This is a genomic window from Actinoplanes sp. CA-142083, assembly GCF_050942195.1.
Taxonomy (GTDB): domain Bacteria; phylum Actinomycetota; class Actinomycetes; order Mycobacteriales; family Micromonosporaceae; genus Actinoplanes.
Genome location: NZ_CP192076.1, coordinates 9,391,536 through 9,416,253 on the forward strand (window position 1 = coordinate 9,391,536; position 24,718 = coordinate 9,416,253).

Here is a 24,718-nt window from a genome sequence, read left to right on the forward strand (position 1 = left end):
GTTAGCCACTCACGGGTTCACCCGTCCGCCGCCACGGGACAAGGAAACTGCGGGTTCATGACTGCATCACTCCACGTCATCTTCGGCATGGGATCGGGCCGGCTCGCGACCATCGCGCACCCGCGCGGCGACGGCTGGGCGGCCGATCGGCTGAGCGCGCTGGCCGGCGAGGGCGTCACCGTCCTGGTCTCCGCGCTGACCGCCCCCGAGCAGCAGCGGATGGGCTTCGACAGCACCATCGCGACGGCCGCCGAGCTGGGCGTGGAGCTCGTCTCGTTCCCGCTCGGCGAGGGCGGCGTGCAGCGCGAGGAGGCGGCCCAGGTGGTGCTGCTGGCCGGCCGCCTCGCCGCGCACGTGCGCGCCGGCCATTTCGTGGCGACCCAGTGTTTCGGCGGCATCGGCCGGTCGACGCTGCTGGCCTGCCTGACCCTGGTGCTGCTGGGCATCGGCCCCAGCGATGCCCTTCGTCGCGTCACCGGCGGCGAACAGATGCCGGTGACCCGCGACTGGTTGCACGACTTCGTCCTGCAAAAGGCCTAGGCCGCCGCCCGGCGGATCGCCACGTCGCTGATCAGCCGGTGGAAGCCCCACGCTCCCAGCCCGGTCGCGAGCAGCGACAACGCCAGCGCCGCCGGGTAGGGCACCACTTTGTGGGTGAGGCCGCCGAACTCGGTGAACCCCAGCAGCCCGTCCGCGACCACGGCCGGCACCGCGCCGCCGACCATCACGACCAGCCCCAGCCAGGGCCGCCAGCGGTAGAACCCGGCGGCGATCGTCGCCCCGGACACCAGGTAGGCCAGCGAGATCGGCAACTGCCGGCCGAGCTCACTCAGCGCCTCGCCGAAGGTCAGCGTCGGGTAACCCGCCGCCCGCTTGCCCGCGGCGTCCAGCGCCACGCTCTCGATGCCGTGCCCGAGCACCACCGCGACGGCCCAACCCACCACCAGGACCAGGCCGAACATCCCCACCGCGGCGATGAACTCGTGCCGGGTCACCCCGTTGACCACGAACTGCCGCAGCTGCATGGCGACCAGGATGATGCCGACCACCAGCAGCCAGTACTTCGCGGCGTTCCCGCCGAGCACCAGCCACATACTGAAGCTCAAGTCGTTGACCGACGCGACGGCCTTCGCCGCGATCAGCTCGACCGCCACGAGGAGGACGGCGAACGGAATGATGATCGGCCGGTAGATGCGGAACAGGGCGCCGGTGACGCTCATCGGGTGGCCTCCAGCCGGGGCGCGGTTGACGTGAGGTGGATGAAGAGGTCCTGGATGCCGACCGGGCCCAGGGTGAGCCCGGCGCTCTCGGCACGTTCCCGCTCGGAAGGTGTCGGCTGCCAGTCGAGGGTGACGGCGCTGACGCCGCCGAGGCTCTGCTCGCCGAGCACGGTGTGCCCGACCACGAACTCGCCGACCGCCATGGACGGCCCGGTCACCGTGACGCCGCGACCGCGCAGCTCGTCGGTCTCCTCGTGCAGCAGCACCCGGCCGCGATCGATGATGATCACCCGCTCGAAGAGGTCGGCGACCTCCTCGATGAGGTGCGTGGAGAGGATGATCGTGCGCGGGTGGGCAAGGTAGTCGTCGAGCAGCTCGCGGTAGAAGGTGGCCCGGGCCACCGCGTCCATGCCGAGGTACGTCTCGTCCAGGATGGTCAGCGGAGCACGGGAGGCGAGGCCGAGCACGACGCCGACTGCCGATTTCTGCCCGCGGGACAGCGACGACGCCTTTTTCTTGGGGTTGATCTCGAAGAGGTCGAGCAGCTTGGCCGCGTAGTCGGCGTCCCAGGTGGGCCGCATCCAGCCGGCGAAGCAGAGCAGTGCCCGCACCTTGTCGGAGTCGTTGGTGTCGAGGGTGTCGCGGATGAAGCAGGTCTGCCGCATGACCGCGGGGTTCTCGAAGGCGTCGGCGCCGTCGACCCGGACCCTGCCGGCCGACGGGCGGCGGAACGACGCGAGGGCGCTGAGCAGGCTGGTCTTGCCGGAGCCGTTGCGCCCGAGCAGGCCGTAGATCTTGCCGGTGGGCAGGTCGAGGTCGATGCCGTCGACCGCCACGGTCGAGCCGTACCGGACGGTGAGGCCGCGCAGCTCGATCATCGCCCGCCCCCGAGGTGCCGGACGATCTCGTCGATCTCGATGCCGACCCGCTTGGCCTCGGCCAGCATCGGGTCGACGACCTCGGTGAAGAACCGCTCGCGTCGCTCGCGGCGAAGCTTCTCGCGAGCGTCCGGGCTGACGAACATGCCGATTCCCCGCTTCTTGTAGAGCACGCCCTCGTCGACCAGCTGGGCGAAGCCCTTGGCCGCGGTGGCGGGATTGATCCGGTAGAAGGCCGCGTACTGATTGGTGGACATGACCTGTTCGTCCTCCTTGAGGGCGCCGCTCAGCACGTCGTTCTTGATCCCGTCGGCGATCTGCAGGTAGATCGGGCTCCGGTCGTCGAACACCGAGCCTCCCTAGTTCTGCGGTTCATTACTCATGTAACGAACCATAGAGCCAGCACGGCCGTAAGAGCAAGGCGGTGTCAAGGAAGCGTCAGGCCGCGAACGTCTGCGGCAGCACGCCGTCGTCCCACAGACGATCGAGGTGCGCGAGGAAGCCCACCAGGCTGCGTTCCAGCTCACGCCGTTCGCCGGCGGTGAGCGCGGCGAGCGGATCCGAGAAGACCAGGCCGTCCGGATGACGGGCCCGGGTGCCGACGAACTTTCGGCAGCCCGCGCACCAGACATAGCTCACGAGGGTCGGGCGACGAGCATTTTCAGGCGCGTTCACGTACGTCCGGAGGCGGCGCTCCCCGCACGCCGGGCAGACGCGCTCCCCCGGCGCGGCGAAGAAGCTCTCACCTGTCGTCAGCGCCGCGACCTCGTCACCGGAGAAACTGGCGATCAAGCTTCGTCCAAGGCGGCCGTCAGGTCGGCCACCAGATCGGCCGTGTCCTCGATGCCGCAGGACAGCCGCACGAAACCGGGCGCGGTGTCGTCGCCCCACTGCGCCCGCCGGTCGGCCGTGGTGTGCACGCCGCCGAACGAGGTGGCCGCGAAGACCAGCGAGGCCGCGGTGAGGAAGCGGGCCACCCGGTCGGCCGAGCCGAGGTCGAAGGAGACGATCCCGGGGATCCGGCGCATCTGCTTGCTCGCCACCTCGTAGGCCGGGTCGGACTCGAGGCCGGGCCAGCGCACTCCGGTCACATCCGGCCGGGCGAGAAGAAGCGAAGCGATCGCCTCCGCGTTCGAAGTCTGGCGGGCCAGCCGCAGGTCGAGCGTGGCGATCGACCGGTGCGCCAGCCAGCAGTCGAACGCCCCGGGCACCCCGCCGGTCTGCTTGCGCCAGGTCTCCACCTTCTCGAACAGCGCGTCGTCGGCGGTCGAGACGTAGCCGAGCAGCACGTCGGAGTGGCCGGTCAGCGCCTTGGTGCCGGAGGCGACCACGATGTCGGCGCCCAGGGCCAGAGGATTTTGCCCGAGCGGCGTGGGGGTGGTGTTGTCGACGGCGACCAGGGCGCCGGCGGCGTGCGCGGCCGCGGCGACGGCCTGGATGTCACACACGTCCAGGCCCGGGTTGGCCGGCGTTTCCAGCAGCACCAGCCGTACGCCGGAAAAATCGGGATATGGCCCGGAGGTCGGCACCTGGAGCGAGGTCACGCCCAGGTCCCGAAGGGTTCCCTCGGCGAAGGCGCGGACCGTGAAATATCCGTCGGCCGGCAGCGCCACGGTGTCGCCGGCGCGCAGGACCGAGAGCAGCAGCGCGGTGATCGCTGCCTGACCGCTCGCGAAGACCAGCGTGGGCGCGCCCTCGAGCTGCCCGATCGCCGCCTCCAGCTGACGCCGGGTGGGGTGCTCGGTGCGGCCGTAGCCGTTCTCCCCCGGCCCGGTCACCGGGTCGAGGTGGTACGGCGCGGCGAAGACCGGCCCGGGTAGGAACGGCTCGCCGACCACCGGCTCGGGCAAGCCCGCGTGCACCACCCGGGTGCCATCGGAGTAGGTCATTCCGGCTTGATCTCCCGCCCCATCAGCATCTTGACCGCGATTCGCGGGTCGGCGCCCTCGTGGCACACCTTTTCCACCTGCTCGACGATCGGCATCTCGACGTCGTGCGCCCGGGCCAGATCGCGGATCGACAGGCAGCTCTTCACGCCCTCGGCGGTCTGCCGGGTGGCCGCCTGCGCCTGCTCCAGGCTCTCGCCGCGACCCAGGTGCTCGCCGAAGGTGCGGTTGCGGGCCATCGGCGACGAGCAGGACGCGACCAGGTCGCCCAGCCCGGCCAGCCCGGCGAAGGTCAGCGGGTCGGCGCCCAGCGCCGCGCCCAGGCGGGCGGTCTCGGCCAGCCCGCGGGTGATCAGCGAGGCCCGGGTGTTGTCGCCCATGCCCATCGCGACCGTCATTCCGTACGCGAGCGCGATCACGTTCTTGACCGCGCCGCCCAGCTCGCATCCGACCACGTCGTCGCTGGTGTACGGCCGGAAGTAGGGCAGCGCCAGCGCGTGCTGCACCCGCTTGGCCCGCTCCTCGTCGAGGCAGGCCACGACGGTGGCGGTGGGCTGGCCCGCGGCGATCTCGGGCGCCAGGTTGGGTCCGGAGACCACCACCACCCTCTCCGGCTCGACCTGCGCGGTCTCGACGATCACCTCGCTCATCCGCTTGGTCGTGCCGAGCTCGATGCCCTTCATCAGGGAGACGATCGTCGCGTCGCGGCCGAAGTGGCCCGACCAGTCCGCGAGGTTGCCGCGCAGCGTCTGGGACGGCACCGCGATGGCGATCAGGCCGGCCCCGTCGACCGCGGCGGCCAGGTCGCCGGTGGCGGTGACCGTCTCCGGCAGCTTCACCCCCGGCAGCGAGCCCTCGTTGCTGCGCCGGTCGCGGATCTCGTCGACCACCGAGGCGCGCCGGCCCCAGATCGTCACGGGCGCGCCGGCCTCGGCGAGCACCTTGGCGAACGCGGTGCCCCAGGCGCCGGAGCCGATGACCGCGGCCCGGGTCATCCCGCCTCCCCGTTGGTGTTCGCCCGCTTGGCGGCCGGCCGGTCGTAGAGCCCGTCCGGCGCGGTCTCGCCCCGCACCTCGGCGACCAGGCGCTGGACGTCCAGCATGATCGCGTCGGTCATCTCCTCGAGCACCGCGCGGGTCGGGGTGGCGCCCTCCCAGCGGGAGAGGTCCACCGGCTTGCCGGCGGTGACGACCACCGGCGTACGCGGCCGGATGCGCAGCTTGCTGGTGCGCGGGTCGTAGATGGTGTGTGCCCCCCAGTTCGCCATCGGGACCACCGGCGCGCCGGTGAGCAGGGCGAGCCGGGCCGCGCCGGTCTTGCCGCGCATCGGCCACAGGTCGGGCTGGCGGGTGGTCGTCCCCTCCGGGTAGATCACCACGACGCCGCCGTCGTCCAGGGCGTCCACCAGGGCGTCGAGGGACTTCACCGCCTCCACACTGCCGCGTTCCACCGGGATCTGCTTGACCTTGCGCAGGAACGGGCCCAGGACCGGCACCTTCCACAGGCTCGCCTTGCCGAGGAAGCGCGGCCAGCGGCCGGTCCCGTAGATGAAATGCGCCACCACCAGCGGGTCGAAGTGCGACGCGTGGTTCGGCGCGATGATCACGCCACCGGTCCGCGGGATGTTCTCCATCCCGGTCCAGGTCCGCTTCGTCCAGACCTTGAGCACCGGAAGCACCAACACGACCGCGAAACGCTGCCAGAATCCCAGCCCGCGCTGCGCCACGGCCCCTCCTGCCCTACCCGCGGCGTGTCCCCACCGCGATCCCCATGCCTCGCCAGGAATCATGCCTGCTCCCGGCCGCCGGGACCAGGCAGGGGTGCCTGAGCAGCCCGCTGGCAGACTTGACCCAATGTTTGCGGACTGGACGGCGGTGATCCCCGTCAAGCGGTTGAGCGCGGCCAAGAGCCGGCTGCGCGGCGCCGTGCCCGCGGCCCGCCACGCCGACCTGGCGCTGGCCATGGTGCGCGACACGGTGACGGCCGTGCTGGCCGGATCGGCCGTGGCCGAGCTCGTGGTGGTGACCGACGACCCGGTCACGGCGGCGGCCGTGACCGAGCTGGGCGCCCGGGTGGTGCCCGACCGGCCGGGCGCCGACCTCAACGAGGCCATGCGCTTCGGCGCCGACGAGGCGGCCGGCGTCGACCGGTTCCGGGTGGTGATGACCGGCGACCTGCCGGCGCTGCGCCCCGGGCAGCTCGACGAGGCGCTCGGCGCGGCCCACGGGCGCAGCTTCGTGGCCGACGCGGCCGGCACCGGCACCGTGCTGCTCGCGGCCCCGCCCGGCGTCCCGCTCGACCCGCGCTTCGGCCTCGGCTCGGCGGTGGCGCACGCCGCCTCCGGCGCGACCCCGCTCGCCGGCGACTGGCCGGGCCTGCGGCAGGACGTCGACACGCCCGCCGACCTGGCCCTCGTGCTGTCGCTCGGCGCCGGCCGGCACACCTGCGCCCTGCTGCGTGATCTGGGACTCACGGTGAGCTGCGTCCCAGCCGCCTGAACCCGGTAGCGTGCAGGGCATGCAGGGCACGATCGCGACCTTCGACCCGGGGACCCGTGCCGGGACCCTCCTCCTCGACGACGGCACTGAGCTGGCCTTCGACGCTTACGCGTTCCAGCGTTCGGGACTGCGGCTGCTGCGTCTCGGGCAGCGTGTGGCCGTCGAGACCGAGGCCAATGGCCTGGTCAGCCGGGTGGCCATTCCCGGAATCGGTTGAGTTGATCTAGGCGCTGTTCGTTTCACGTTTCACCGGAAACCGCAATGATGGAGCGATGCAGACCTCGCCCCGGATCCCCGAAGCCCGCCGGCGTGGCCCGAACGGCCGCTTCATGCCCCGGAGCGGGGAAAGCAGTACCACCGAGACCCCGACGGAGAACCTCATGACGGACATAGCCGAGACCCCCGAGGCGACGGCGACGGACGAGGTCTTCGAGTCGGACAGCGCCCCCGAGCTGCCCGAGGACCGATTCCTCAACCGCGAGCTCTCCTGGCTCGACTTCAACGCGCGGGTGCTGGCCCTCGCCGAGGACCCGAACACGCCGCTGCTCGAGCGGGCCAAGTTCCTGGCCATCTTCGCCAGCAACCTCGACGAGTTCTACATGGTGCGTGTCGCCGGGCTGAAGCGGCGGCTCAGCGCCGGCCTGCCGATGCGCGGCGGCGACCGCTCCTCGCTGCGCAACCAGCTCGAGATGATCAGCGAGCGCACCGCCGACCTGGTCACCCGGCACTCGGCCTGCTTCGGCGACGAGGTGCGCCCCAAGCTGTCGGCCGAGAGCATCGAGCTGGTCAGCTGGGGCGAGCTGGGCCCGGCCGAGCGCGAGCGCATGCGTACGTACTTCCGCGAGCAGGTCTTCCCGGTACTGACCCCGCTCGCGGTCGACCCGGCGCACCCGTTCCCGTACATCTCGAGCCGGTCGCTCAACCTGGCCGTGGTGCTGCGCGACCCGGAGGACAGCAACTCCGAGCTGTTCGCCCGCATAAAGGTGCCCAACAACGTGCCGCGCTTCGTCACCGTGCAGAACGACAGCCGCGCCGTGCGCTTCCTGCCCGTCGAGGAGCTCATCGCGGTCCACCTCGACCAGCTCTTCTCGGGCATGCAGATCCAGGAGTGGCACCTGTTCCGGGTGACCCGCAACGCCGAGCTCGAGGTCGACGAGGACCGCGACGAAGACCTCCTGCAGGCGCTCGAGCGCGAGCTGGCGCAGCGCCGCTTCGGCCCGCCGGTGCGGCTCGAGGTGGCCGCCTCGATCAGCGACCACGTGCTCGACACGCTCTGCCGCGAGCTCGACATGGATTCGCAGGACGTGCTGCGGGTGCCGGGCCTGCTCGACCTGTCGTCGCTGTGGCAGGTGTTCGGCGAGACCGACCGCGACGACCTCAAGGACCGCCCGTTCGTCCCGTCCACCCACCCGCAGCTGGCCGACGGCGAGGTGCCGCGCAGCGTGTTCAACCGCCTGCGCGAGAGCGACATCCTGGTCCACCACCCGTACCACTCGTTCTCCACGAGCGTGCAGCGCTTCATCGAGCAGGCCGCCGCCGACCCCAACGTACTGGCCATCAAGCAGACCCTCTACCGCACCTCCGGCGACTCGCCGATCGTCGACGCGCTGGTCGACGCGGCCGCGGCCGGCAAGCAGGTGGTGGTGCTGGTCGAGGTGAAGGCGCGCTTCGACGAGGTGGCCAACATCGCCTGGGCGCGCACGCTGGAGCGGGCCGGCTGCCACGTCGTGTACGGCCTGGTCGGCCTCAAGACACACTGCAAGACCGCACTGGTGGTGCGCCAGGAGGGCAACCAGATCCGCCGCTACTGCCACATCGGCACCGGCAACTACCACCCCAAGACGGCGCGGCTCTACGAGGACTTCGGCATGCTCACCGCCGATCCCGAGGTGGGCGCCGACGTCACCGACCTGTTCAACGTGCTGACCGGGTACAGCCGGCAGCGGTCGTACCGCCGGCTCCTGGTGGCGCCGCACGGGGTGCGCTCGGGGCTCATCGAGCGCATCGAGCGGCAGGCCGCGATCGCCCGCGAGGGCGGCGAGGCGCTCGTGCAGTTCAAGGTGAACTCGCTGGTCGACGAGGAGACGATCGACGCGCTCTACCGCGCCTCGCAGGTCGGGGTGCGGGCCGACCTGATCATCCGCGGCATGTGCGCGCTGCGTCCCGGCGTCCCGGGCCTGTCCGACAACATCCGGGTCCGCTCGATCGTCGGCCGTTTCCTCGAGCACTCGCGGGTCTTCCGGTTCGGCCCGGGCGACGACGCCGAGTACTGGATCGGCTCGGCCGACCTCATGCACCGCAACCTCGACCGCCGGGTCGAGGCGCTGGTGCGGGTGACGCTGCCGTCGGCGCAGCGCGACCTGCGGCAGGTGCTGGAGATGTCGATGAGCGACGAGGGCGAGGGCTGGGACCTGCACGGCGACGGCACCTGGCACCGGCGCCAGTACGGCCCGTCCGACAACCACATGCACCTGCAGGAGGCGCTGCTGCGCCGCGTCATCGGCAAGGCGGCCTGATGCCGGAGGTGGTTCGCGCCGCGGGCGGGGTGCTCTACCGCCCGGCCGGCGACGGTGTCGAGATCTGCCTCGTGCATCGCCCGCGCTACGACGACTGGGCGCTGCCGAAGGGCAAGCTGCACGCCGGCGAGCACCCGCTGGCCGGCGCGGGCCGTGAGGTGACCGAGGAGACCGGCTGCGCCGGCATCCCGCAGCTGCGGCTGCCCACGCTCGCCTACGACCTGCCGGACGGCACGCCCAAGACGGTCGACTACTGGCTGATGCGCCTGGCCGAGGAGGGCCCGGTGCAGGACACCTCCGAGGTCGACGAGCTCGCGTGGCTGCCGCTGCACGAGGCCACGGCCCGGCTCAGCTACGACGACGAGCGCGGCGTGCTCGCCCACCTCACCGAGCTGCCGCCGATCACCTCGGTGGTGGCGCTGGTGCGGCACGCGCACGCCGGCGAGCGCAAGGAATGGAAGGGCAACGACGCGCTTCGCCCGGTCGACGAGCGGGGCCGCGCGCAGGCCGAGCGGATCGGGCCGGCGCTGGCGCTGCTGCGGCCCGAGCGGCTGATCTCGGCGACGCCGTTGCGCTGCAAGCAGACGCTGGAGCCGCTGGCGGCGCTGCTCGGCGGCGCGCCGATCGTGCAGGACGGCGCGTTCGCCGAGCCACCGATCGCCGAGGAGGCGCCGGCCAAGGCCAAGCTGGGCGCCCAGCGCCTGCTCGACCTTCGCGACGCGGGCGTGCCGGTGATCTGCAGCCAGGGCAAGGTGATGCCGACGATGCTGGCCACCCTGCGCGACGAGTCCGACCCGGCGCCCTACAAGACGCCCAAGGGCGACGGCTGGTTGCTCACCTGGTCCGGTGACCGACTGCTGGACGCATCGCGCCTCTAGAGTCCGCGCGCCAGAGACCTAGCCGGTCGCCGGTCAGCCATCGCGCCCGCCACAGCTCCTCCTCGCGCGGTTCCCAGTCCCGGTAGGGCAGCAGCGCCACCCGCCAGCACAGCACGCACGTGAGGTACCAGCCGTAGAGCGGGATGACGCCGAGCCACCCGTCCCGTGGGCGGTAGGAGCCCCACGGGGCCAGCACCCGGACCGCCAGGCCCGACCAGGCGCACGTCACCAGCCAGTCGAGCAGACCGTTGCCGGTCCACGACTCGGTCAGGTCGCCGAGCGTCCACCCGGGCACCACCGCGCCCGCGAAGAGCCCGGCGGCGACCAGCGACCGGCCGACCAGCCCCCGGGGTTCCGCTTCTCGCTGCATGCCCGGACGGTAGGCAGAGCCGCTGTATCCGCGCCTGAAGACACGAAAGGCGTCCACCTAAGGGTGGACGCCCAACGCGCCGCCTATGCGGCGTACGGCTCGGTCAGCGGGTCTTGCGGGCCGCCGAGGTGTTGGCCCGGGCGCGGGCCGGGGTGGCCGCCGCGGCGGCCGTGGTGGTCTTGCGGGCGGTGGTCTTCTTGGCCGCCGCCGTCTTGGCAGCGGTCGCCGTCTTCTTCGCCGGCGTCGCCTTGGCGGCCGTGGTCTTCTTCGCCGCGGCCGTCTTGGTCGCCGCCGCCGTCTTGGCCGGCGCGGCCTTGGTGGCGGTGGTCTTCTTGGCCGCCGCCGTCTTGGTAGCCGCCGTCTTGGCCGGCGCCGTCTTGGCCGGCGCGGCCTTGGTGGCGGTCGTCTTCTTGGCCGCCGCCGTCTTGGTAGCGGTGGTGGTGGCCTTCTTCGCCGGCGCCGCCTTGGTCGCCGTCGTCTTCTTGGCCGCCGTGGCCGTCTTGGTAGCCGCGGCGGTCTTGGCGGGAGCGGCCTTCGTGGCGGTGGTCTTCTTGGCCGCCGCCGTGGTCGTCGCCGCCTTCTTGGCCGGGGCCGCCTTGGCGACCTTTCCGGCCGCGACCATGTCCTTGAAGGCCGTGCCGGGCCGGAATGCGGGCACCGACGTTTTCTTCACTTTCACCGTCTCGCCGGTCCTCGGATTGCGCGCGGTACGCGCATTGCGCACCCGCTTCTCGAAGGAGCCGAAGCCGGTGATGGCCACCTTGTCGCCCTTGGTGACAGCGTTCTGCACCTCGCTGATGACCGCATCCAGCGCCGCCGTCGCCGTCTTCCGGTCTCCCAGTCGGGCGGCGAGCGCCTCGATGAGCTCGGCCTTGTTCACGGTAATTCCTCCCGAACGTGAGAACTGATGGTTGTTCGCGACCTACCTTGAGCTGCACCCTGCGTTGGGCGACGCACTTGGTCTCCACCGTCGCGAACAACCATCATTGGCCCCAATGCGAGCCATTCTGCGCGCACCGTATGCCCTCTGACCAGCAGACACAAACATTTGGGTCAAAAAAATCCCTTGTGTTGCAACGAAAACGCCCCCGCCGGGGATGCGGCGGGGGCGAAATTCGTTGCTCTGGCAAGGCTTTTTCGGCCCTTAGGCGACGACCGGCTTGAAGGCCGGACGACCCTTCTCGTACGTGGTGATGGCGTCCTCGTGGCGCAATGTCAGTCCGATGTCGTCGAGGCCCTCCATGAGCCTCCACCTGCTGAAATCGTCGATCGGGAACTGCCAGGCGGCATCGTCCACGCGCACCTGACGGCCCTCGAGGTCCACCGTGATCTGCTTTTCCGGCTCGCTCTCGGCCATGTCCCAGAGCGCCTCGACGGCTTTCTGATCGAGCTGGACGGGCAGCAGACCCTCCTTCAGAGCATTCCCCCGGAAGATATCGCCGAAGCGGGCGGCGATGACCACCTTGAAGCCCCAGTCGCGCAGCGCCCAGACCGCGTGCTGGCGCGAGGAACCGGTGCCGAAGTTGGGCCCGGCGACCAGGATCGTGGCGCCGGCGTGGGCCGGGTTGTGGAGCACGAACGAGGGGTCGTCGCGCCAGGCGCTGAACAGACCGTCCTCGAATCCGGTGCGGGTGACCCGCTTCAGGTAGACGGCCGGGATGATCTGGTCGGTGTCCACATCGGAGCGGCGCAGGGGCATGACCTTGCCGCTGTGGCTGACGAACTTGTCCATCTGGTAACTCCTGTCACAGGTCGGCCGGGGCGGCGAGGCGCCCGACCACGGCGGTGGCGGCGGCGACCTGCGGCGAGACCAGGTGGGTGCGCCCGCCCTTGCCCTGCCGGCCCTCGAAGTTGCGGTTGGACGTGGAGGCGGCGCGCTGCCCGGGGCTGAGGGTGTCGGGGTTCATGCCCAGGCACATGGAACAGCCCGCGAAGCGCCACTCGGCCCCCGCCTCGGTGAAGACCTTGTCCAGGCCCTCGGCCTCGGCGGCCTCGCGCACCTGGTACGACCCGGGGACGATCATCATGCGGACGTCGTCGTGCACCCGGTGGCCGCGCAGCACGTCGGCGGCGGCGCGCAGGTCTTCCAGCCGGCCGTTGGTGCAGGAGCCCACGAAGACCACGTCGACCGGGACGTCGCGGAACGGCGTGCCGGGCGTGAGGTCCATGTACTCCAGCGCGCGCCGGGCGGCGTTGCGGTCGGTCTCCTCGACGAACTCCTCGGGGTCGGGCACCGCGGCGTCCAGCGGCGCGCCCTGGCCCGGGTTGGTGCCCCAGGTGATGAACGGGCTGACGGCCGAAGCGTCCAGGATGATCTCGGTGTCGAACTCGGCGCCCTCGTCGGTCACGAGCGTCTTCCAGTACGCGACCGCGGCGTCCCACTGCTCGCCCTTGGGCGCGTGCTCGCGGCCCTCGAGGTAGGCGAAAGTGGTCTCGTCCGGCGCGATCATGCCGGCCTTGGCGCCCCACTCGATGCTCATGTTGCAGATGGTCATCCGGCCCTCCATGGAGAGCTTGCGGATGGCCTCGCCGCGGTACTCCACGATGTGGCCGTTGCCGCCGCCGGTGCCGGTCTGCGTGATGAGCGCGAGGATCAGATCTTTCGCGCTGACGCCGGGGCGCAGCTCGCCGACGACCGTGACGGCCATCGTCTTGGGCTTGGCCTGCGGCAGCGTCTGGGTAGCGAGCACGTGCTCGACCTCGCTGGTGCCGATGCCGAAGGCGAGCGCGCCGAACGCGCCGTGCGTGGCGGTGTGCGAGTCGCCGCAGACGATGGTCAGACCGGGCTGGGTGAGGCCGAGCTGCGGGCCGATCACGTGCACGATTCCCTGCTGCACGTCGCCGAGCGGGCGGATCTGCACGCCGAACTCGGCGCAGTTCTTGCGCAGCGTCTCGATCTGCGTGCGCGACACCGTGTCGGCGATCGTGAGGAGCTCGCCGCGGCGGGTGTTGAAGGCCGGATCCGCGTACCCGGTCGGGGTGTTGTGATCCTCGGTCGCGAGCGTCAGGTCGGTGCGGCGCACCGGGCGCCCGGCCAGCCGGAGGCCGTCGAAAGCCTGTGGACTGGTCACCTCGTGCAGCAGGTGCAGGTCGATGTAGAGCAGATCGGGCTCGCCATCGGCGGCACGCACGACATGGTCGTCCCAGACCTTTTCCGCCAAGGTCCGCGGCTTCGGAGTGACTCCCACCATCTGGACATCCTAAATTCTGGGAGGTATGTTTCGGCTTGTGGGACACAGTATGAGCGGTGTCGGCGTTCTCGACAAGGCGGTCGTCATCCTGGCGGCCTGTGTCGACGGCGCCAGCCTGGCCGAGTTGGTCGACCGGACGAAACTGCCCCGGGCGACGGCACATCGCCTGGCCCAGGCCTTGGAGATCCACCGGATGCTGGTCCGGGACACCCAGGGCCGGTGGCGTCCGGGCCCCCGTCTGGGCGAGCTGGCGAACGCCGCGCCCGACGTCCTGCTGACCGCCGCCGAGCCCCTGCTTTCCGCATTGCGGGACGCGACGGGAGAGAGTGGTCAGCTCTACTTGCGCCGCGCCGACGAACGTATCTGTGTGGCCGCGGCCGAGCGCGCGAGTGGCCTGCGCGACACCGTCCCGGTCGGCTCGGTGCTGCCGATGACCGCCGGCTCGGCGGCGCAGATCCTGCTCGCCTGGGAGCCGCCCGAGGCCGTGATGCCGCTGCTGCCCCGCTGCAAGTTCACCGGCCGCACGCTGGCCGAGGTGCGCCGCCGGGGCTGGGCGCAGAGCGTCGCCGAGCGCGAGCCGGGTGTGGCGAGCGTCTCGGCGCCGATCCGCGACCGCACCGGCCGGGTGATCGCCGCCATCTCGATAAGCGGTCCGATCGAGCGGCTGGGCCGCCGTCCCGGCGAGCGCCACGCGATGGCCGTGGTCCGCGCCGGTCAGCGTCTCTCCGGCTTGTAAGACCGTGATCCTGGGCCGCCGGCCGGAGCTCGAGGCCCTGACCACGGTGCTGGACGCCGCGCACGCGGGTTCCGGCGGCGCCCTGGTCCTGCGCGGCGAGGCCGGCATCGGCAAGTCGGCGCTGCTGGAGCACGCCGCCGCCGAGGCCGGCGGCCGGGGATTCCGGGTTCTGGTCACCGCCGGCGTCCAGGCCGAGGTGCACATTCCGTACGCCGGACTGGACCGCCTCCTGCGGGCGGTGGGCATGCCCGCCGATCCGGATTCCCAGCCCTACCGCCTGGCCATCGCCCTGCTCGAGGTTCTCGGCGAGGCCGGCGTGCCGGTGCTCGTCGCCGTCGAGGACGCGCACTGGCTCGACGAGGCGAGCTGGGCCGCCCTGTCCTTCCTGGCCCGCCGGCTCGGCGCCGACCCGATCGCGATGGTGCTGACCACCCGCGACGGCGACGACGTCAACCGCCGGCTGACCGCCGCCGGACTGCCCGAACGGAGACTCGAATCACTCGGCCCGGACGACTCCGCGGCCCTCGTCGCCGCGGTCGCGCCCGGCCTCGGCGCGGCGCTGACCGCCCGGGTTCTGCGGCAGGCGGCCGGAAATCCCCTCGGCTTGGTGGAGTTGGGCGAGGCCGCGGCCCGCTCCGGCGGCGCCGCGTTGCTGCCGGCCCGGCTGCCGTTGAGCGAGCGGCTGGAACACACGTTCTCCGGCCTGGTCGCCGAGCTTCCGCCGATCACCCGCGCCCTGCTGCTGGTGGCCGCGCTCGACGACGGCGACGACTTCGACGAGCTCATCGGCGCCTGCGCCGAGATGATCGGCGCGCCGGTGTCCGCCGACGACATCGAGCCCGCCGTGGCCACCCGGCTGGTGCGGGTCGACGACCAGTTCCGGGTCCGGTTCCGGCATCCGCTGCTGCGCTCGGCGCTGCACCAGTCGGCCACCGCGGCCCAGCGCCGGCGGGCGCACGCGGCCCTGGCCGGCGCCGTCGCCGCCAACTCCGAGCGGCGGGTGTGGCATCGGGCGGCCGCGGCGATCGGTCCCGACGAGAAGCTGGCCCGGGAGCTGGCCGAGACCGCGCGGCGCGCCCAGCACCGGCAGGTCGCCACGGTCGCGGTGGCCGCGTTCGAGCGGGCCGCCCGGCTCAGCGCCGATCCCGGGGTCCGGGGCGGGCGCTTGCTCGCCGCCGCGAACGCGGCCGCCGAACAGGGTGACCCGGCCACCGTCGTACGGCTGCTCGCCGAGGTGCCCGAGCAGTGGCTGACGCCCACCGACCGGGCCTGGTACGGCCTTCTCCGGGAGGTCTTCCTGGGCACCGGCTGGAGTGGCGGCGACCGGTTCGCGTCGTTCGTCGAGGCGGTCGAGACGATGTGCCGCGAGGGCGACACCGACATGGCGCTGGAGTCGCTGCTCGTGATCTGCCTGCGGGTCTACTGGTCGGTGCCCGACCCGGAGACGGCCGGCCGGCTGCTGGCCGCGGCCGAGAGCGTCGACGTGTCGCCGGACGATCCCCGGCTGGTGGCGGTGCTCGCCCAGGTGGCACCGGTGACCCGCGGCGCCTTCTGCCTCAAGCAGATGCTCGCGCTGCGCGCCTCCGGCGAGGCCAATCCGCGCGAGCTGTACGAGCTCGGCATGGGCGCCGGCGCGATGGGCGCGTTCTCGCTCGGCGTCTCGTTCCACGCGGCCGCCGAGGTCGAGTTGCGCGCGCAGGGCCGGATCGGGCTGCTGGCCAAGTCGCTGGTCAGCCACGCGCTGCACGCCGCCCATCTCGGCGACGCGCGATCGGCGATCAGCCTGGCCGCCGAGGCGGAGCGGCTCACCGCCGAGTCCGGCGAGAGCAACTGGCTGCCGACCGCGTGGATCATCAGCGGCTTCGCCGAGGCGCTCCGCGGCGATGTGTCCGCCGCCCACGAGCGGGCCGACCGGGCCGAGGCGGTGCTGATGACGGCCGGGCCGCACCCGTTGCTCGCGCTCGTTCGGCAGGTGCGGGGCGCCGCCGCGCTCGCCGCCGGCCGTCCCGGGGAGGCGTTCCGCGAGCTGCGCCGCGTCTTCGATCCGGCGGACGCGTCCCACCACGCGCACACCCGGCTCATGCTGCTCACCTTCCTGGCCGAGGCGGCGATGGGCTGCGGCGCACTGGACGAGCTGCGCCTGGTGGCCGACGATCTCACGCCGGTGGCCGAGCAGGGCCGCTCCCCCGCGCTGATCGCCGGGCTGCGCTTCGCCCGCGCGGTGCTGGGCGATTCGGCCGGGTCGTTCGCCGAGGCGCTGGCCGACGACATCGAGTCGCCGTTCGAGCGGGCCCGGCTGGAATTGGCGTACGGGATGTGGCTGCGCCGGCAGCGCCGCGCCGCCGAGTGCCGTCCGCTTCTGCGAGCGGCGGCCGACACCTTCGACGCGCTGGGCACCATCGCGTGGGCCGACCGTGCCCGCGCCGAGTTGCGGGCGTCGGGCGAGACGTTGCGGCGCCCGGCGGAGGCGGCGCAGGGCCTCACCCCGCAGGAGCTCCAGATCGCGAAGCTCGCCGCCGAGGGCCTGAGCAACAAGGACATCGCCGATCGGCTGTTCCTCTCGCCGCGCACGGTCACCACCCATCTCTCCCGCATCTACCCGAAACTGGGCATCCGTTCCCGTGGCGAGCTGTCCCGGGCCCTGCAAACTGCGTAGTTCTACGGACGCCATCGGTAGCAATGCCTGCATAGCGTGTGCGATGTGGAGATCACGCGGCTGTTGGGGCGCGAGACGGAGTGCGCCGAGCTGGACACGTTGCTGACGCGGGCGCGAGGTGGTCGCAGCGCGAGCTTGGTGCTGCGGGGCGAGGCCGGCGTCGGCAAGACCAGACTTCTCCGGTACGCCGAGAGCGCGGCGCCCGGAACACTGTGGATCAGCGGGGTCGAGTCCGAGGCCGACTTCCCCTACGCGGCGCTGCACCGCCTGTTGATCCCGCTGCTCGCCGGCCGCGACCGGATCCCGGCGGGCCAGCGCGCGGCCCTGGAGGTGGCCTGCGGCCTCGCCGACGGCCCACCGCCCGACCTCTATCTGGTGAGCCTGGCGGCGCTGACATTGCTGGCCGATTCGCCGCGGGTGTGTGTTGCCGACGACGCGCAGTGGGTCGACCGGGAGTCGTTGCGGGCCTTGGCCTTCGTGGCCCGCCGGCTGCACGCCGAGGGCGTGGTGCTGCTGTTCGGCCTGCGCGCCGACGGCGACGACCCGGGCCTGCTCGCCGGCATCGACGCCCGGGAGATCGCCGGCCTCGCCCCGGAGGCGGCGGTGGAGCTGCTCACCGATGTGGTCGACACGACCGTCGACCCGGCGCTGGCCGCGCACGTCGCCCAGGCCACCGGCGGCAACCCGCTGGCCCTGACCGACCTGGGCCGCGAGCTCACCGCCGAGCAGCTCAGCGGCAGCGTCCCGCTGCCCGAGCCGGTGCCGATCGGCAGCCGCTTGGAAGCGCACTACACGGCCCGGATCCACGCCTATCCCCCGGCGACACGCACGTGGCTGCTGCTCGCCGCCGCGAACGCCGACGGCGACGGCGTCCGGCTCACCGAGGCCGGCCGGCTGCTCGGGGTGCGCCCCGCGGACGCCGCGCCGGCCGAGGCCGACCATCTGATCACCGGGCTGCCCGCCGCGGCCTTCCGGCACCCGCTGGTGCGATCGGCCGTCTACGGCGGCGCGGCGCCCGCTCAGCGCCGGGCCGCCCACCGCGCGCTGGCCACCGTGATCACCGGCAGCGGCGACGCCGACCGGCGGGCCTGGCACCTGGCGGCCGCCGCCGACGGCCCGGACGAGGCCGTCGCGGCCGAGCTGGAGAGCCGCGCCGACCGGGCGGCCGCCCGTGGTGGGCACAATGCCCGGGCCACCTTCCTGACCCGCGCGGCCGAGCTCACCCCCGACCCGGCCGCCCAGGCGCTGCGCCAGGTGCGGGCGGCCGAGGCGGCGCTCGCGTCCGGCGCCTACGCACGGGCGCTGCTGCTGCTCGGCACCGTCGACGAGAGCGGGCTGCCCGGCCCGGCGCGCGGCAGCGCCCTGCTGACCCGGTCGCTGGCCGAGGTCAACACGGGCGTGCCGGACGGGCAGCGGCTCGGGGCGGGCCGCTGCCTGGCCGCGGCCGAGGCGTTCGGCGACGACCAGGATCGGGCCCGGCGCGCGCTCGTCCAGGCGATCGAGCTGATGCGCAGCGCCGAGCACCTCTGCGTGGTGAGCGAGCCGGAGATCGCGAAACAGGCCGCCCGGCTGGTCGGCGACCACCCGACCGGCCTCGACGAGCTGATCCTGGCGGGCTATACGGAGTTCACCTTCGGCGGCTACGAGCGGGGTGTGCCCGCGGTCCGCCGGGCGATCACCGCCATCGCCGATCCGGACCTGCCCGACGAGACCGTGCTCGCCCGGCTCGTGGTCGGCGTCAACTTCTGCACGCTCCTCTGGGAGGACGACGTCAAGGACGGGCTGCTGCGCCGGGCCGAGGCGGCCGCCCGGCGGACCGGCGCGCTGCACTTCCTCGACCTGGTGCACTACCTCGGCACGATGACCTGGACGCTGCTCGGTCGCCTGGACCGTGCGGACCGGCACGACGCAGCCGGCCAGCGGCTGCGCGCGGCGCTGGGGATGACCGCCGACCAGGAGCTGGTCTGGCGCCATCCGGAGCTCGTCGCGTGGCGGGCCGAGCCCGGCATCCGGGAGTCGATCCAGGGCGCGCTCGGCGTCTTCGAGATGCTCGGCCTCGGCGGCCTGCACGGCTGGACCCGGTTGAGCCTGGCGGCGCTGGACAACGCCGAGGGCCAGTACGCGTCGGCCCGGGACACCCTGACCGGGCTGGTCGAGCTGGGCCGGCCCCGCCGGATCGCCGACGCGCTGCCCGAGCTGGTCGAGGCCGCGCTGCGCTCCGGCGACCGGCGGACCGCGAAGCTCGCCGCGGCCGACCTGGCCCTCGCGACCGGCCCCTGCGGCACCCCGCGGGCCGTCGGCCTCCTCGAGCGCTCGCGGGCGCTGCTGGCGCCCGCCGACGAGGCCGAGGCGCACTACCGGCAGGCGATCGAGGTGCTGACCGGCACGCTGGCGCACGGCGACCTGGCCCGGGCGCGGCTGCTCTACGGCGAGTGGCTGCGGCGGCAACGCCGGCGCCGGGACGCCGGCGAGCAGCTGGGCGCGGCGCTGGAGATGTTCGAGGAGGTGCGGGCCGAGGCCTTCGCCGAACGGACCCGCAAGGAGCTTCGCGCGCTCGGCGGTACCGCGCTGCCAGCCGTACTGGCCGTACGGGATGAATCCGAAACGGCCCTGACCCCGCAGGAAGCTGCCGTCGCGCGCCTGGCGCGCGACGGCGGGACGAACGCGGAAATCGCGGCGCACCTGTTCCTCAGCGCCAGCACGGTGGATTACCACCTGCGCAAGGTCTTCCGGAAGCTCGGGGTGCGGTCGCGGCGGCAGCTACGCGAGAGTTTGCACGACTGACTACGCGCCGCGCGGGATTCGCAGGTGGGCACGCTCCCAGCACGATCACCACATGGGGTTTGTGAATACCGCCGACGGGGCGGAGATCTATTACAAGGACTGGGGTTCGGGACGGCCGGTGGTGCTCGCGCACGGCTGGCCGCTCAACTCGGACAGCTGGGAGGCGCAACAGCTCTTCCTGGCGGCCAACGGCTATCGCGCGATCGCGCACGACCGGCGGGGGCACGGCCGGTCGACGCAGACGTGGGACGGCAACGAGATGGACACGTACGCCGATGACCTGGCCGCCGTGATCGACGCGCTCGACCTGCGCGACATCACGCTGGTCGGCTTCTCCACCGGCGGCGGCGAGGTGGCCCGCTACGTCGGGCGGCACGGCACCTCGCGAGTGGCGCAGGTGGTGCTGGTCTCGGCGGTGCCGCCGTTCATGCTGCTCACCCCGGACAACCCGGGCGGCGTGCCGGTCGAGGTGTTCGACGGGATCCGGGCCGGCTCGCTGGCCGACCGTTCCCAGCAGTACCAGGACCTGGCCGACGGGCCCTTCTTCGGCAACAACCGGCCCGGCGCGGATGTCTCGCAGGGCATCCGGGACGCCTTCTGGCGGCAGGGGCTGCAGGCCGGCCACCGCAACGCGTACGAGTGCATCGCCGCCTTCTCCGCGACGGACTTCCGCCCGGACCTGGACGCGATCGATGTGCCCACATTGGTCATCCACGGCGACGACGACCAGGTCGTGCCGTTCGCGGTCGGCGGCCAGGCCTCGGCCGCCCGGATCAAGAACGCGCGCCTGTCGGTCTACGCCGGCGCGCCGCACGGCATCACCGACACCCACAAAGAACAGCTCAGCCTCGACCTGCTGGACTTCTTGAAGGAGCACGACGCATGAAGCCGATCGTTCTGGTCCACGGATTCTGGGTCACCCCGCGCAGCTGGGAGCACTGGAAGGCGCACTACGAGGCCAAGGGCCACCAGGTGATCGCGCCGGGATACCCGGGCTTCGAGGTCGAGGTGGAGGCGCTCAACGCCGACCCGACCCCGATCGTGAACGTCACCGTCCCGCAGATCATCGCCCAGTACGAGGAGGCGATCCGCGCCCTGCCCGAGCAGCCGATCATCATCGGGCACTCGGCCGGCGGCGCGTTCACCCAGATCCTGCTCGACCACGGGTACGGCGTGGCCGGCGTGGCCCTGAACTCGGCGCCCACCGAGGGCGTCCGGGTGGTCCCGCTGTCGCAGCTGAAGTCGACCTTCCCGGTCCTGAAGACCCCGGCCAACCGGCACAAGGCGATCGGGCTCTCGCTGGAGGAGTGGAAGTACGCCTTCACCAACACCTTCACCGACGAGGAGTCGAAGGCGCTGTACGAGCGGTACCACATCCCGGCCAGCGGCGGGATCCTGTGGGGCGGGGTGCTCGCCAACTTCCAGCCCGGCCACCAGGACACGTGGGTCGACTACCACAACGACAACCGGGCGCCGCTGCTGTTCGTCTCCGGCTCGGAGGACCACATCATGCCGCCGGCGATCCAGGAGTCGAACTGCAAGCACTACAAGTCCAACACGATCACCGAGCGGCGTGAGTACGAGGGCTACGCCCACCTGCTGCCGGCCCAGAAGGGCTGGGAGCAGATCGCCGACGAGGTCCTCGACTGGGCTCTCACCCACGCGAAATGAACATCACCCATATCGGCGGGCCGACCACGCTCCTGGAGCTGGACGGGGTGCGGCTGCTGGTGGATCCGACGTTCGACGCCCCCGGCCGGCGGTACTCGTTCGGCTGGGGGACGTCGTCGCGCAAGACCGCCGGGCCGGCCCTGTCCATCGACGATCTGGGCAGGATCGACGCCGTCCTGCTCACGCATGATCAACACGCGGACAATTTGGATACTTCGGGCAGAGCATTGCTCGCGCGTGTCCCGCTTGTGATCACGACGCCGGCCGGCGCGCGCCGGCTCGGAGCCTCCGGCCTTCGCCTGTGGGAATCCACCAAGGTCGACTCGCTGGAGATCACCGCGACGCCGTCCCGGCACGGGCCGGCTTGGGCCGTGCCGATCGTCGGGCCGACGACGGGCTTCGCACTGCGGGGCTCGTCCGGAGTCGTCTGGATCTCCGGGGACACCGTGGTGTTCCCGGGGGTGCTGGAGGTGGCTGACCGGTTCGACGTGGACATCGCGGTCCTGCATCTGGGCAAGGTGCAGTTCGGCCTCACCGGTCCGGCCCGGTTCACCATGACCGGGCGGGACGCGGTGCGGCTGTGCTCCGCGATCAAGCCGCGGAAGATCGTGCCGGTGCACTACGAGGGCTGGTCGCACTTCCACGAGGGGCGGGCCGAGATCTCCGCGGCCTTCCCTCAGGACGCGCTGACCTGGCTGGTTCCTGGAGTCCAGACCGCGTTGTCGTGAGCGAAGACGACCTGCCTCGGGTCGAAGGCCAGGATCCGGTGCAGCCAGACCGGGTAGTGGCCGACACCCGAGTGCTGGGCCAGCACGTCGCCGGTGAACAGCGAGGCGTTGTCGTGGCTCTGCCCGGCCACGACGATCGTGCCGTCGCCGCGGGCCACCACCACCGACTGGTGGCCCGCGGTGTGGCCGGGCGTCGCCAGGATCACCACGCCCGGCAGGATCTCGGCCTCGCCGTCCAGTTCCTCGTAGCGGGCGCCGGGGTGGTCGATCAGCTCGGGCAGGGTGTGGTCGGTGGTGCGGGCCAGCGCCAGCTCGGCGCGCTGGGTGAAGACGGGCCGGCCGGCCAGCTGCGGGTTGCCGCCGCAGTGGTCGAAGTGGAGATGGCAGTTGACGACGTAGTCGATGTCGTCGAGCTTGGCGCCCGCGGTCGTCAGCGCCGCCGCCAGCGGGATCCGCCGCGGCCGGTAGTGCGCGTCGACCTCGGGATGCCGTCCCATGCCGGTGTCGACCAGCACCCGCCCGCCATGGGGATGATCGATCAGATATCCGAGCACGGGCTCGACCCTGCAGTGGCCGGTGCCAGTCTCCTCCGCCGGGCGGATGAAGTAGCCGAGATCGACTCGGCGGACCGCGATGTCTGCCATCGATCGATTATGCCGGTCCTCGCCCACGACATTTCGCCTCATCGATGCGCACGTCCATCGCGACGTGGGGGTCTGGGGGCTCGGCCCCCAGGCAGATATACGAAGTGACCCCCGTCAGCGCTTTCTGCTGACGGGGGTCACTCAGAACGTAGCCCCGAAGGGATTCGAACCCTCGCTACCGCCTTGAGAGGGCGGCGTCCTAGGCCGCTAGACGACGGGGCCATGGACTCGCTTTGCTTCCGCTCTGCTTCAGCGGGCGGGCCGAACTCTATCAGATGTCCAGCTCCACCCATCCTTCGCAGGATTGGTAGCGCTGGGGTACCAGGACTCGAACCTAGACTAACTGAACCAGAATCAGTCGGGCTGCCAATTACCCCATACCCCATTTGGCCCGGCTTGCCGCGCCGAGGATGAACTTTACCTGACCACCCCGGGCCCACCAAATCGGGTTACGACCTTTGGAAGAGATCCGCGTTCCGCCGGGCCCACTCGAGGAACGTTGTCGCAGGTCGGCCCGTCAATTCGGCCACGGCCGGCACGGCCTGATGCGGGTACTGGGCCAGCATCGCGAGGCCGTCGACGTACCAGCCGGCGTGCTCGCCCATGTCCTTGGCGAGCTCCTCGACCGCCTCGTCGCGCGGGAGATCGACGTAGCGAAGCTCACGTCCGAGCGCCTCGCCGATCAAGGTGACCTTCTGCCGCCGGGAGAGCGCCTCGGGGCCGGTCAGCTCGTAGGACCTGCCCTCGTGGCCGTCCTCGAGCAGCACCCGGGCAGCCACGGCGGCAACGTCTTCCTGGGCGATCGGGGCGTTGACCGCGTCGCCGCACGTGTCGAGCACCACGTCGCCGGCCCGGATCTGGCGGGACCACAGCGTGGCGTTCGCCATGAACTCGCCCGGCTCCAGGTGGGTGAAGGGCAGGCCGCACGCCTCGACCGCGTCCTCGACGGCCTGCCAGTGCTCGCCCTTGGGGCCGGCCAGGTCGACGATCCGGCCGATCCCGGCCTCGGCGGCCATCCGGCACGCCTCGGTCACCGTCGGGAGGTGCGGTGCGAGATACAGCACATCCACCCCGGCGTACGCGGCGGGCAGCGTCGACGGGCGGCCGAGGAAGCCGCGCGCGACGTCGACCCCGTCCGGCAGGGCGGCCCGGACCGGGTCGACGGTCAGCGCGCGTACGTCGTCGGCGCCCGCCGCCAGCAGCTCGTCGACCACCATCCGCCCGATGTTGCCGGTGGCGCCGGTGACCAGGATCTTCGTCACTCCAGCGACACCACCGTGTTGCGCAGCTCGCCGATGCCCTGCACCGTGATCGAGCAGATGTCGCCGGCGGTCAGCTCGCTGACGCCGGCGGGCGTGCCGGTGAGGATGATGTCGCCGGGCAGCAGCGTCATCACATGCGACACGTACGACACCAGGGTGGGGATGTCGAAGACCATGTCCTTGGTGCGGCCGATCTGGCGCACCTCCAGGTTGTCGGGGTTGCGGCCGACCTCGCAGCGGATCTCGAGGTCGCTCACGTCGAGGTCGGTGACGATCCACGGGCCGATCGGGCAGAACGAGTCGAAGCCCTTGGCCCGGGTCCACTGCGGGTCGCTGCGCTGCAGGTCGCGCGCGGTGACATCGTTGCCGATGGTGTAGCCGAAGATCGCCTTCTCGGCGCCGGCCCGGTCGACCCGGCGGGCGCCGGTCGCGCCGATCACGACGGCGAGCTCGGCCTCCTCCTCGACCCGCTGGGACTGCGGCGGCAGCCGGATCGCGTCGTTCGGCCCGATCACCGAGGTGGAGGGCTTGATGAAGATCAGCGGCTCCTTGGGCACCTCGTTGCCGAACTCGGCGGCGTGGTCGGCGTAGTTGCGGCCGACGCCGATGACCTTGCTGGAGAAGATCGGGGCGAGCAGGCGCACGTCGGCGAGCGCCCAGCGCTGCCCGGTGAACTGCACCTTCTCGAACGGCAGCGAGCCGATCTCGGCGATGGTCAGGCCGTCTTTCTCATTGCCCTCGACGACGCCGAACGACACGCCACCGGCATGGACAAAGCGGGCGAAACGCACGGGTGAATC

General features: G+C 71.9%; 25 protein-coding genes and 2 tRNA genes. 11 read left to right on the plus strand and 16 right to left on the minus strand.

All coding sequences use genetic code 11. The features are described 5' to 3' along the window. Positions 1-57 precede the first annotated feature (57 nt). The gene (locus tag ACQPZX_RS43210; RefSeq protein WP_433369283.1) at positions 58-540 is read left to right on the plus strand and encodes a hypothetical protein; all 483 of its coding nucleotides are present in this window, start codon (positions 58-60) and stop codon (positions 538-540) included. On the opposite strand, the gene ACQPZX_RS43215 is transcribed toward ACQPZX_RS43210, so the two are convergent. The 7 genes from ACQPZX_RS43215 to ACQPZX_RS43245 all read right to left on the minus strand — a co-directional run bounded on the left by ACQPZX_RS43215 (position 537) and on the right by ACQPZX_RS43245 (position 5,710). After that, positions 537-1,220: a hypothetical protein gene (locus ACQPZX_RS43215; RefSeq protein ID WP_433369286.1), complete on the minus strand. Its 684-nt coding sequence runs from the start codon at positions 1,218-1,220 to the stop codon at positions 537-539. The two genes, ACQPZX_RS43210 and ACQPZX_RS43215, sit on opposite strands and share 4 nt — an antisense overlap. Further along, positions 1,217-2,098: an ABC transporter ATP-binding protein gene (locus ACQPZX_RS43220; protein ID WP_433369288.1), complete on the minus strand. Its 882-nt coding sequence runs from the start codon at positions 2,096-2,098 to the stop codon at positions 1,217-1,219. Before ACQPZX_RS43220 ends, ACQPZX_RS43215 begins: the two co-directional genes overlap by 4 nt. Continuing rightward, positions 2,095-2,448, minus strand: a complete 354-nt coding sequence (locus ACQPZX_RS43225; RefSeq protein WP_433369291.1) for a GntR family transcriptional regulator — start codon at positions 2,446-2,448, stop codon at positions 2,095-2,097. The genes ACQPZX_RS43220 and ACQPZX_RS43225 overlap by 4 nt, the downstream gene beginning before the upstream one ends. Before the next feature lie 88 nt (positions 2,449-2,536). Further along, entirely contained in the window at positions 2,537-2,890 is a 354-nt protein-coding gene (locus ACQPZX_RS43230) for a hypothetical protein (protein WP_433369294.1), read from the minus strand. After that, positions 2,887-3,987, minus strand: coding sequence for a cystathionine gamma-lyase (locus ACQPZX_RS43235; protein WP_433369297.1), 1,101 nt, complete (start codon positions 3,985-3,987; stop codon positions 2,887-2,889). Before ACQPZX_RS43235 ends, ACQPZX_RS43230 begins: the two co-directional genes overlap by 4 nt. Next, entirely contained in the window at positions 3,984-4,979 is a 996-nt protein-coding gene (locus ACQPZX_RS43240; protein ID WP_433369300.1) for an NAD(P)H-dependent glycerol-3-phosphate dehydrogenase, read from the minus strand. Before ACQPZX_RS43240 ends, ACQPZX_RS43235 begins: the two co-directional genes overlap by 4 nt. Next, on the minus strand, positions 4,976-5,710 hold the full coding sequence (locus ACQPZX_RS43245; protein WP_433369303.1) for a lysophospholipid acyltransferase family protein: 735 nt from the start codon (positions 5,708-5,710) through the stop codon (positions 4,976-4,978). The genes ACQPZX_RS43240 and ACQPZX_RS43245 overlap by 4 nt, the downstream gene beginning before the upstream one ends. Before the next feature lie 127 nt (positions 5,711-5,837). Here ACQPZX_RS43245 and cofC point away from each other — a divergent pair, with 127 nt between their 5' ends. Genes cofC through ACQPZX_RS43265 form a run of 4 tightly spaced genes read left to right on the plus strand, consistent with a single transcriptional unit; the run spans position 5,838 to position 9,876 of the window. Continuing rightward, positions 5,838-6,482 (plus strand): 2-phospho-L-lactate guanylyltransferase, encoded by a 645-nt coding sequence (cofC, locus tag ACQPZX_RS43250; protein WP_433369306.1) that lies wholly within the window; start codon positions 5,838-5,840, stop codon positions 6,480-6,482. A 19-nt stretch (positions 6,483-6,501) separates the two neighbouring features. After that, complete coding sequence (locus ACQPZX_RS43255; RefSeq protein WP_433369309.1) at positions 6,502-6,699, plus strand: cold-shock protein; 198 nt, start codon at positions 6,502-6,504, stop codon at positions 6,697-6,699. A gap of 55 nt (positions 6,700-6,754) precedes the next feature. Further along, the gene (locus ACQPZX_RS43260; protein WP_433369312.1) at positions 6,755-8,998 is read left to right on the plus strand and encodes an RNA degradosome polyphosphate kinase; all 2,244 of its coding nucleotides are present in this window, start codon (positions 6,755-6,757) and stop codon (positions 8,996-8,998) included. Then, complete coding sequence (locus ACQPZX_RS43265) at positions 8,998-9,876, plus strand: NUDIX hydrolase (protein ID WP_433369314.1); 879 nt, start codon at positions 8,998-9,000, stop codon at positions 9,874-9,876. The genes ACQPZX_RS43260 and ACQPZX_RS43265 overlap by 1 nt, the downstream gene beginning before the upstream one ends. Here ACQPZX_RS43265 and ACQPZX_RS43270 read toward each other — a convergent pair. The 4 genes from ACQPZX_RS43270 to leuC all read right to left on the minus strand — a co-directional run bounded on the left by ACQPZX_RS43270 (position 9,833) and on the right by leuC (position 13,437). Continuing rightward, complete coding sequence (locus tag ACQPZX_RS43270; protein WP_433369317.1) at positions 9,833-10,246, minus strand: hypothetical protein; 414 nt, start codon at positions 10,244-10,246, stop codon at positions 9,833-9,835. The genes ACQPZX_RS43265 and ACQPZX_RS43270 overlap by 44 nt on opposite strands. Before the next feature lie 103 nt (positions 10,247-10,349). Next, positions 10,350-11,126, minus strand: a complete 777-nt coding sequence (locus ACQPZX_RS43275; protein WP_433369320.1) for an HU family DNA-binding protein — start codon at positions 11,124-11,126, stop codon at positions 10,350-10,352. Positions 11,127-11,390: 264 nt separating this feature from the next. Then, on the minus strand, positions 11,391-11,978 hold the full coding sequence (gene leuD / locus ACQPZX_RS43280) for a 3-isopropylmalate dehydratase small subunit (RefSeq protein WP_433369322.1): 588 nt from the start codon (positions 11,976-11,978) through the stop codon (positions 11,391-11,393). 13 nt (positions 11,979-11,991) lie between these two features. Then, a complete protein-coding gene (gene leuC, locus ACQPZX_RS43285) occupies positions 11,992-13,437 on the minus strand; it encodes a 3-isopropylmalate dehydratase large subunit (protein ID WP_433369325.1) in 1,446 nt (481 codons plus the stop codon). 49 nt (positions 13,438-13,486) lie between these two features. Here leuC and ACQPZX_RS43290 point away from each other — a divergent pair, with 49 nt between their 5' ends. From ACQPZX_RS43290 to ACQPZX_RS43315, 6 genes are read left to right on the plus strand one after another with little or no spacing between them, the layout of a single operon-like run. Next, positions 13,487-14,173 (plus strand): IclR family transcriptional regulator, encoded by a 687-nt coding sequence (locus ACQPZX_RS43290; RefSeq protein WP_364292830.1) that lies wholly within the window; start codon positions 13,487-13,489, stop codon positions 14,171-14,173. Positions 14,174-14,177: 4 nt separating this feature from the next. Beyond that, positions 14,178-16,829 carry an AAA family ATPase gene (locus ACQPZX_RS43295; protein ID WP_433369327.1) on the plus strand — a complete coding sequence of 884 codons (2,652 nt, stop codon included), beginning with the start codon at positions 14,178-14,180 and terminating at the stop codon, positions 16,827-16,829. Positions 16,830-16,874: 45 nt separating this feature from the next. Continuing rightward, positions 16,875-19,613 (plus strand): ATP-binding protein, encoded by a 2,739-nt coding sequence (locus ACQPZX_RS43300; protein ID WP_433369330.1) that lies wholly within the window; start codon positions 16,875-16,877, stop codon positions 19,611-19,613. Then, complete coding sequence (locus ACQPZX_RS43305; protein ID WP_433385806.1) at positions 19,537-20,499, plus strand: alpha/beta fold hydrolase; 963 nt, start codon at positions 19,537-19,539, stop codon at positions 20,497-20,499. Before ACQPZX_RS43300 ends, ACQPZX_RS43305 begins: the two co-directional genes overlap by 77 nt. Next, entirely contained in the window at positions 20,496-21,284 is a 789-nt protein-coding gene (locus ACQPZX_RS43310; RefSeq protein ID WP_433369332.1) for an alpha/beta hydrolase, read from the plus strand. The genes ACQPZX_RS43305 and ACQPZX_RS43310 overlap by 4 nt, the downstream gene beginning before the upstream one ends. Further along, positions 21,281-22,012 (plus strand): MBL fold metallo-hydrolase, encoded by a 732-nt coding sequence (locus tag ACQPZX_RS43315; protein WP_433369335.1) that lies wholly within the window; start codon positions 21,281-21,283, stop codon positions 22,010-22,012. The genes ACQPZX_RS43310 and ACQPZX_RS43315 overlap by 4 nt, the downstream gene beginning before the upstream one ends. Here the strand turns inward: ACQPZX_RS43315 and ACQPZX_RS43320 are convergent. The 5 genes from ACQPZX_RS43320 to ACQPZX_RS43340 form a co-directional block, all read right to left on the minus strand. Then, on the minus strand, positions 21,961-22,656 hold the full coding sequence (locus ACQPZX_RS43320) for an MBL fold metallo-hydrolase (RefSeq protein WP_433369337.1): 696 nt from the start codon (positions 22,654-22,656) through the stop codon (positions 21,961-21,963). The genes ACQPZX_RS43315 and ACQPZX_RS43320 overlap by 52 nt on opposite strands. Before the next feature lie 149 nt (positions 22,657-22,805). Beyond that, a tRNA-Glu gene (locus ACQPZX_RS43325) sits at positions 22,806-22,878 on the minus strand. 91 nt (positions 22,879-22,969) lie between these two features. After that, positions 22,970-23,041, minus strand: a tRNA-Gln gene (locus ACQPZX_RS43330). A gap of 64 nt (positions 23,042-23,105) precedes the next feature. After that, positions 23,106-23,918 carry an NAD(P)H-binding protein gene (locus ACQPZX_RS43335; protein ID WP_433369340.1) on the minus strand — a complete coding sequence of 271 codons (813 nt, stop codon included), beginning with the start codon at positions 23,916-23,918 and terminating at the stop codon, positions 23,106-23,108. Beyond that, complete coding sequence (locus ACQPZX_RS43340; RefSeq protein WP_433369342.1) at positions 23,915-24,709, minus strand: fumarylacetoacetate hydrolase family protein; 795 nt, start codon at positions 24,707-24,709, stop codon at positions 23,915-23,917. The genes ACQPZX_RS43335 and ACQPZX_RS43340 overlap by 4 nt, the downstream gene beginning before the upstream one ends. Positions 24,710-24,718 lie beyond the last annotated feature (9 nt).

What these genes read in the sequence shown, in the direction of transcription:
- ACQPZX_RS43210 (WP_433369283.1), top strand. Translation starts at nt 58, where the DNA reads ATGACTGCATCACTCCACGTCATCTTCGGCATGGGATCGGGCCGGCTC.
- ACQPZX_RS43215 (WP_433369286.1), bottom strand. Translation starts at nt 1,220, where the DNA reads ATGAGCGTCACCGGCGCCCTGTTCCGCATCTACCGGCCGATCATCATT.
- ACQPZX_RS43220 (WP_433369288.1), bottom strand. Translation starts at nt 2,098, where the DNA reads ATGATCGAGCTGCGCGGCCTCACCGTCCGGTACGGCTCGACCGTGGCG.
- ACQPZX_RS43235 (WP_433369297.1), bottom strand. Translation starts at nt 3,987, where the DNA reads ATGACCTACTCCGATGGCACCCGGGTGGTGCACGCGGGCTTGCCCGAG.
- ACQPZX_RS43240 (WP_433369300.1), bottom strand. Translation starts at nt 4,979, where the DNA reads ATGACCCGGGCCGCGGTCATCGGCTCCGGCGCCTGGGGCACCGCGTTC.
- cofC (WP_433369306.1), top strand. Translation starts at nt 5,838, where the DNA reads ATGTTTGCGGACTGGACGGCGGTGATCCCCGTCAAGCGGTTGAGCGCG.
- ACQPZX_RS43255 (WP_433369309.1), top strand. Translation starts at nt 6,502, where the DNA reads ATGCAGGGCACGATCGCGACCTTCGACCCGGGGACCCGTGCCGGGACC.
- ACQPZX_RS43260 (WP_433369312.1), top strand. Translation starts at nt 6,755, where the DNA reads ATGCAGACCTCGCCCCGGATCCCCGAAGCCCGCCGGCGTGGCCCGAAC.
- ACQPZX_RS43265 (WP_433369314.1), top strand. Translation starts at nt 8,998, where the DNA reads ATGCCGGAGGTGGTTCGCGCCGCGGGCGGGGTGCTCTACCGCCCGGCC.
- ACQPZX_RS43270 (WP_433369317.1), bottom strand. Translation starts at nt 10,246, where the DNA reads ATGCAGCGAGAAGCGGAACCCCGGGGGCTGGTCGGCCGGTCGCTGGTC.
- leuD (WP_433369322.1), bottom strand. Translation starts at nt 11,978, where the DNA reads ATGGACAAGTTCGTCAGCCACAGCGGCAAGGTCATGCCCCTGCGCCGC.
- leuC (WP_433369325.1), bottom strand. Translation starts at nt 13,437, where the DNA reads ATGGTGGGAGTCACTCCGAAGCCGCGGACCTTGGCGGAAAAGGTCTGG.
- ACQPZX_RS43290 (WP_364292830.1), top strand. Translation starts at nt 13,487, where the DNA reads ATGAGCGGTGTCGGCGTTCTCGACAAGGCGGTCGTCATCCTGGCGGCC.
- ACQPZX_RS43310 (WP_433369332.1), top strand. Translation starts at nt 20,496, where the DNA reads ATGAAGCCGATCGTTCTGGTCCACGGATTCTGGGTCACCCCGCGCAGC.
- ACQPZX_RS43315 (WP_433369335.1), top strand. Translation starts at nt 21,281, where the DNA reads ATGAACATCACCCATATCGGCGGGCCGACCACGCTCCTGGAGCTGGAC.
- ACQPZX_RS43320 (WP_433369337.1), bottom strand. Translation starts at nt 22,656, where the DNA reads ATGGCAGACATCGCGGTCCGCCGAGTCGATCTCGGCTACTTCATCCGC.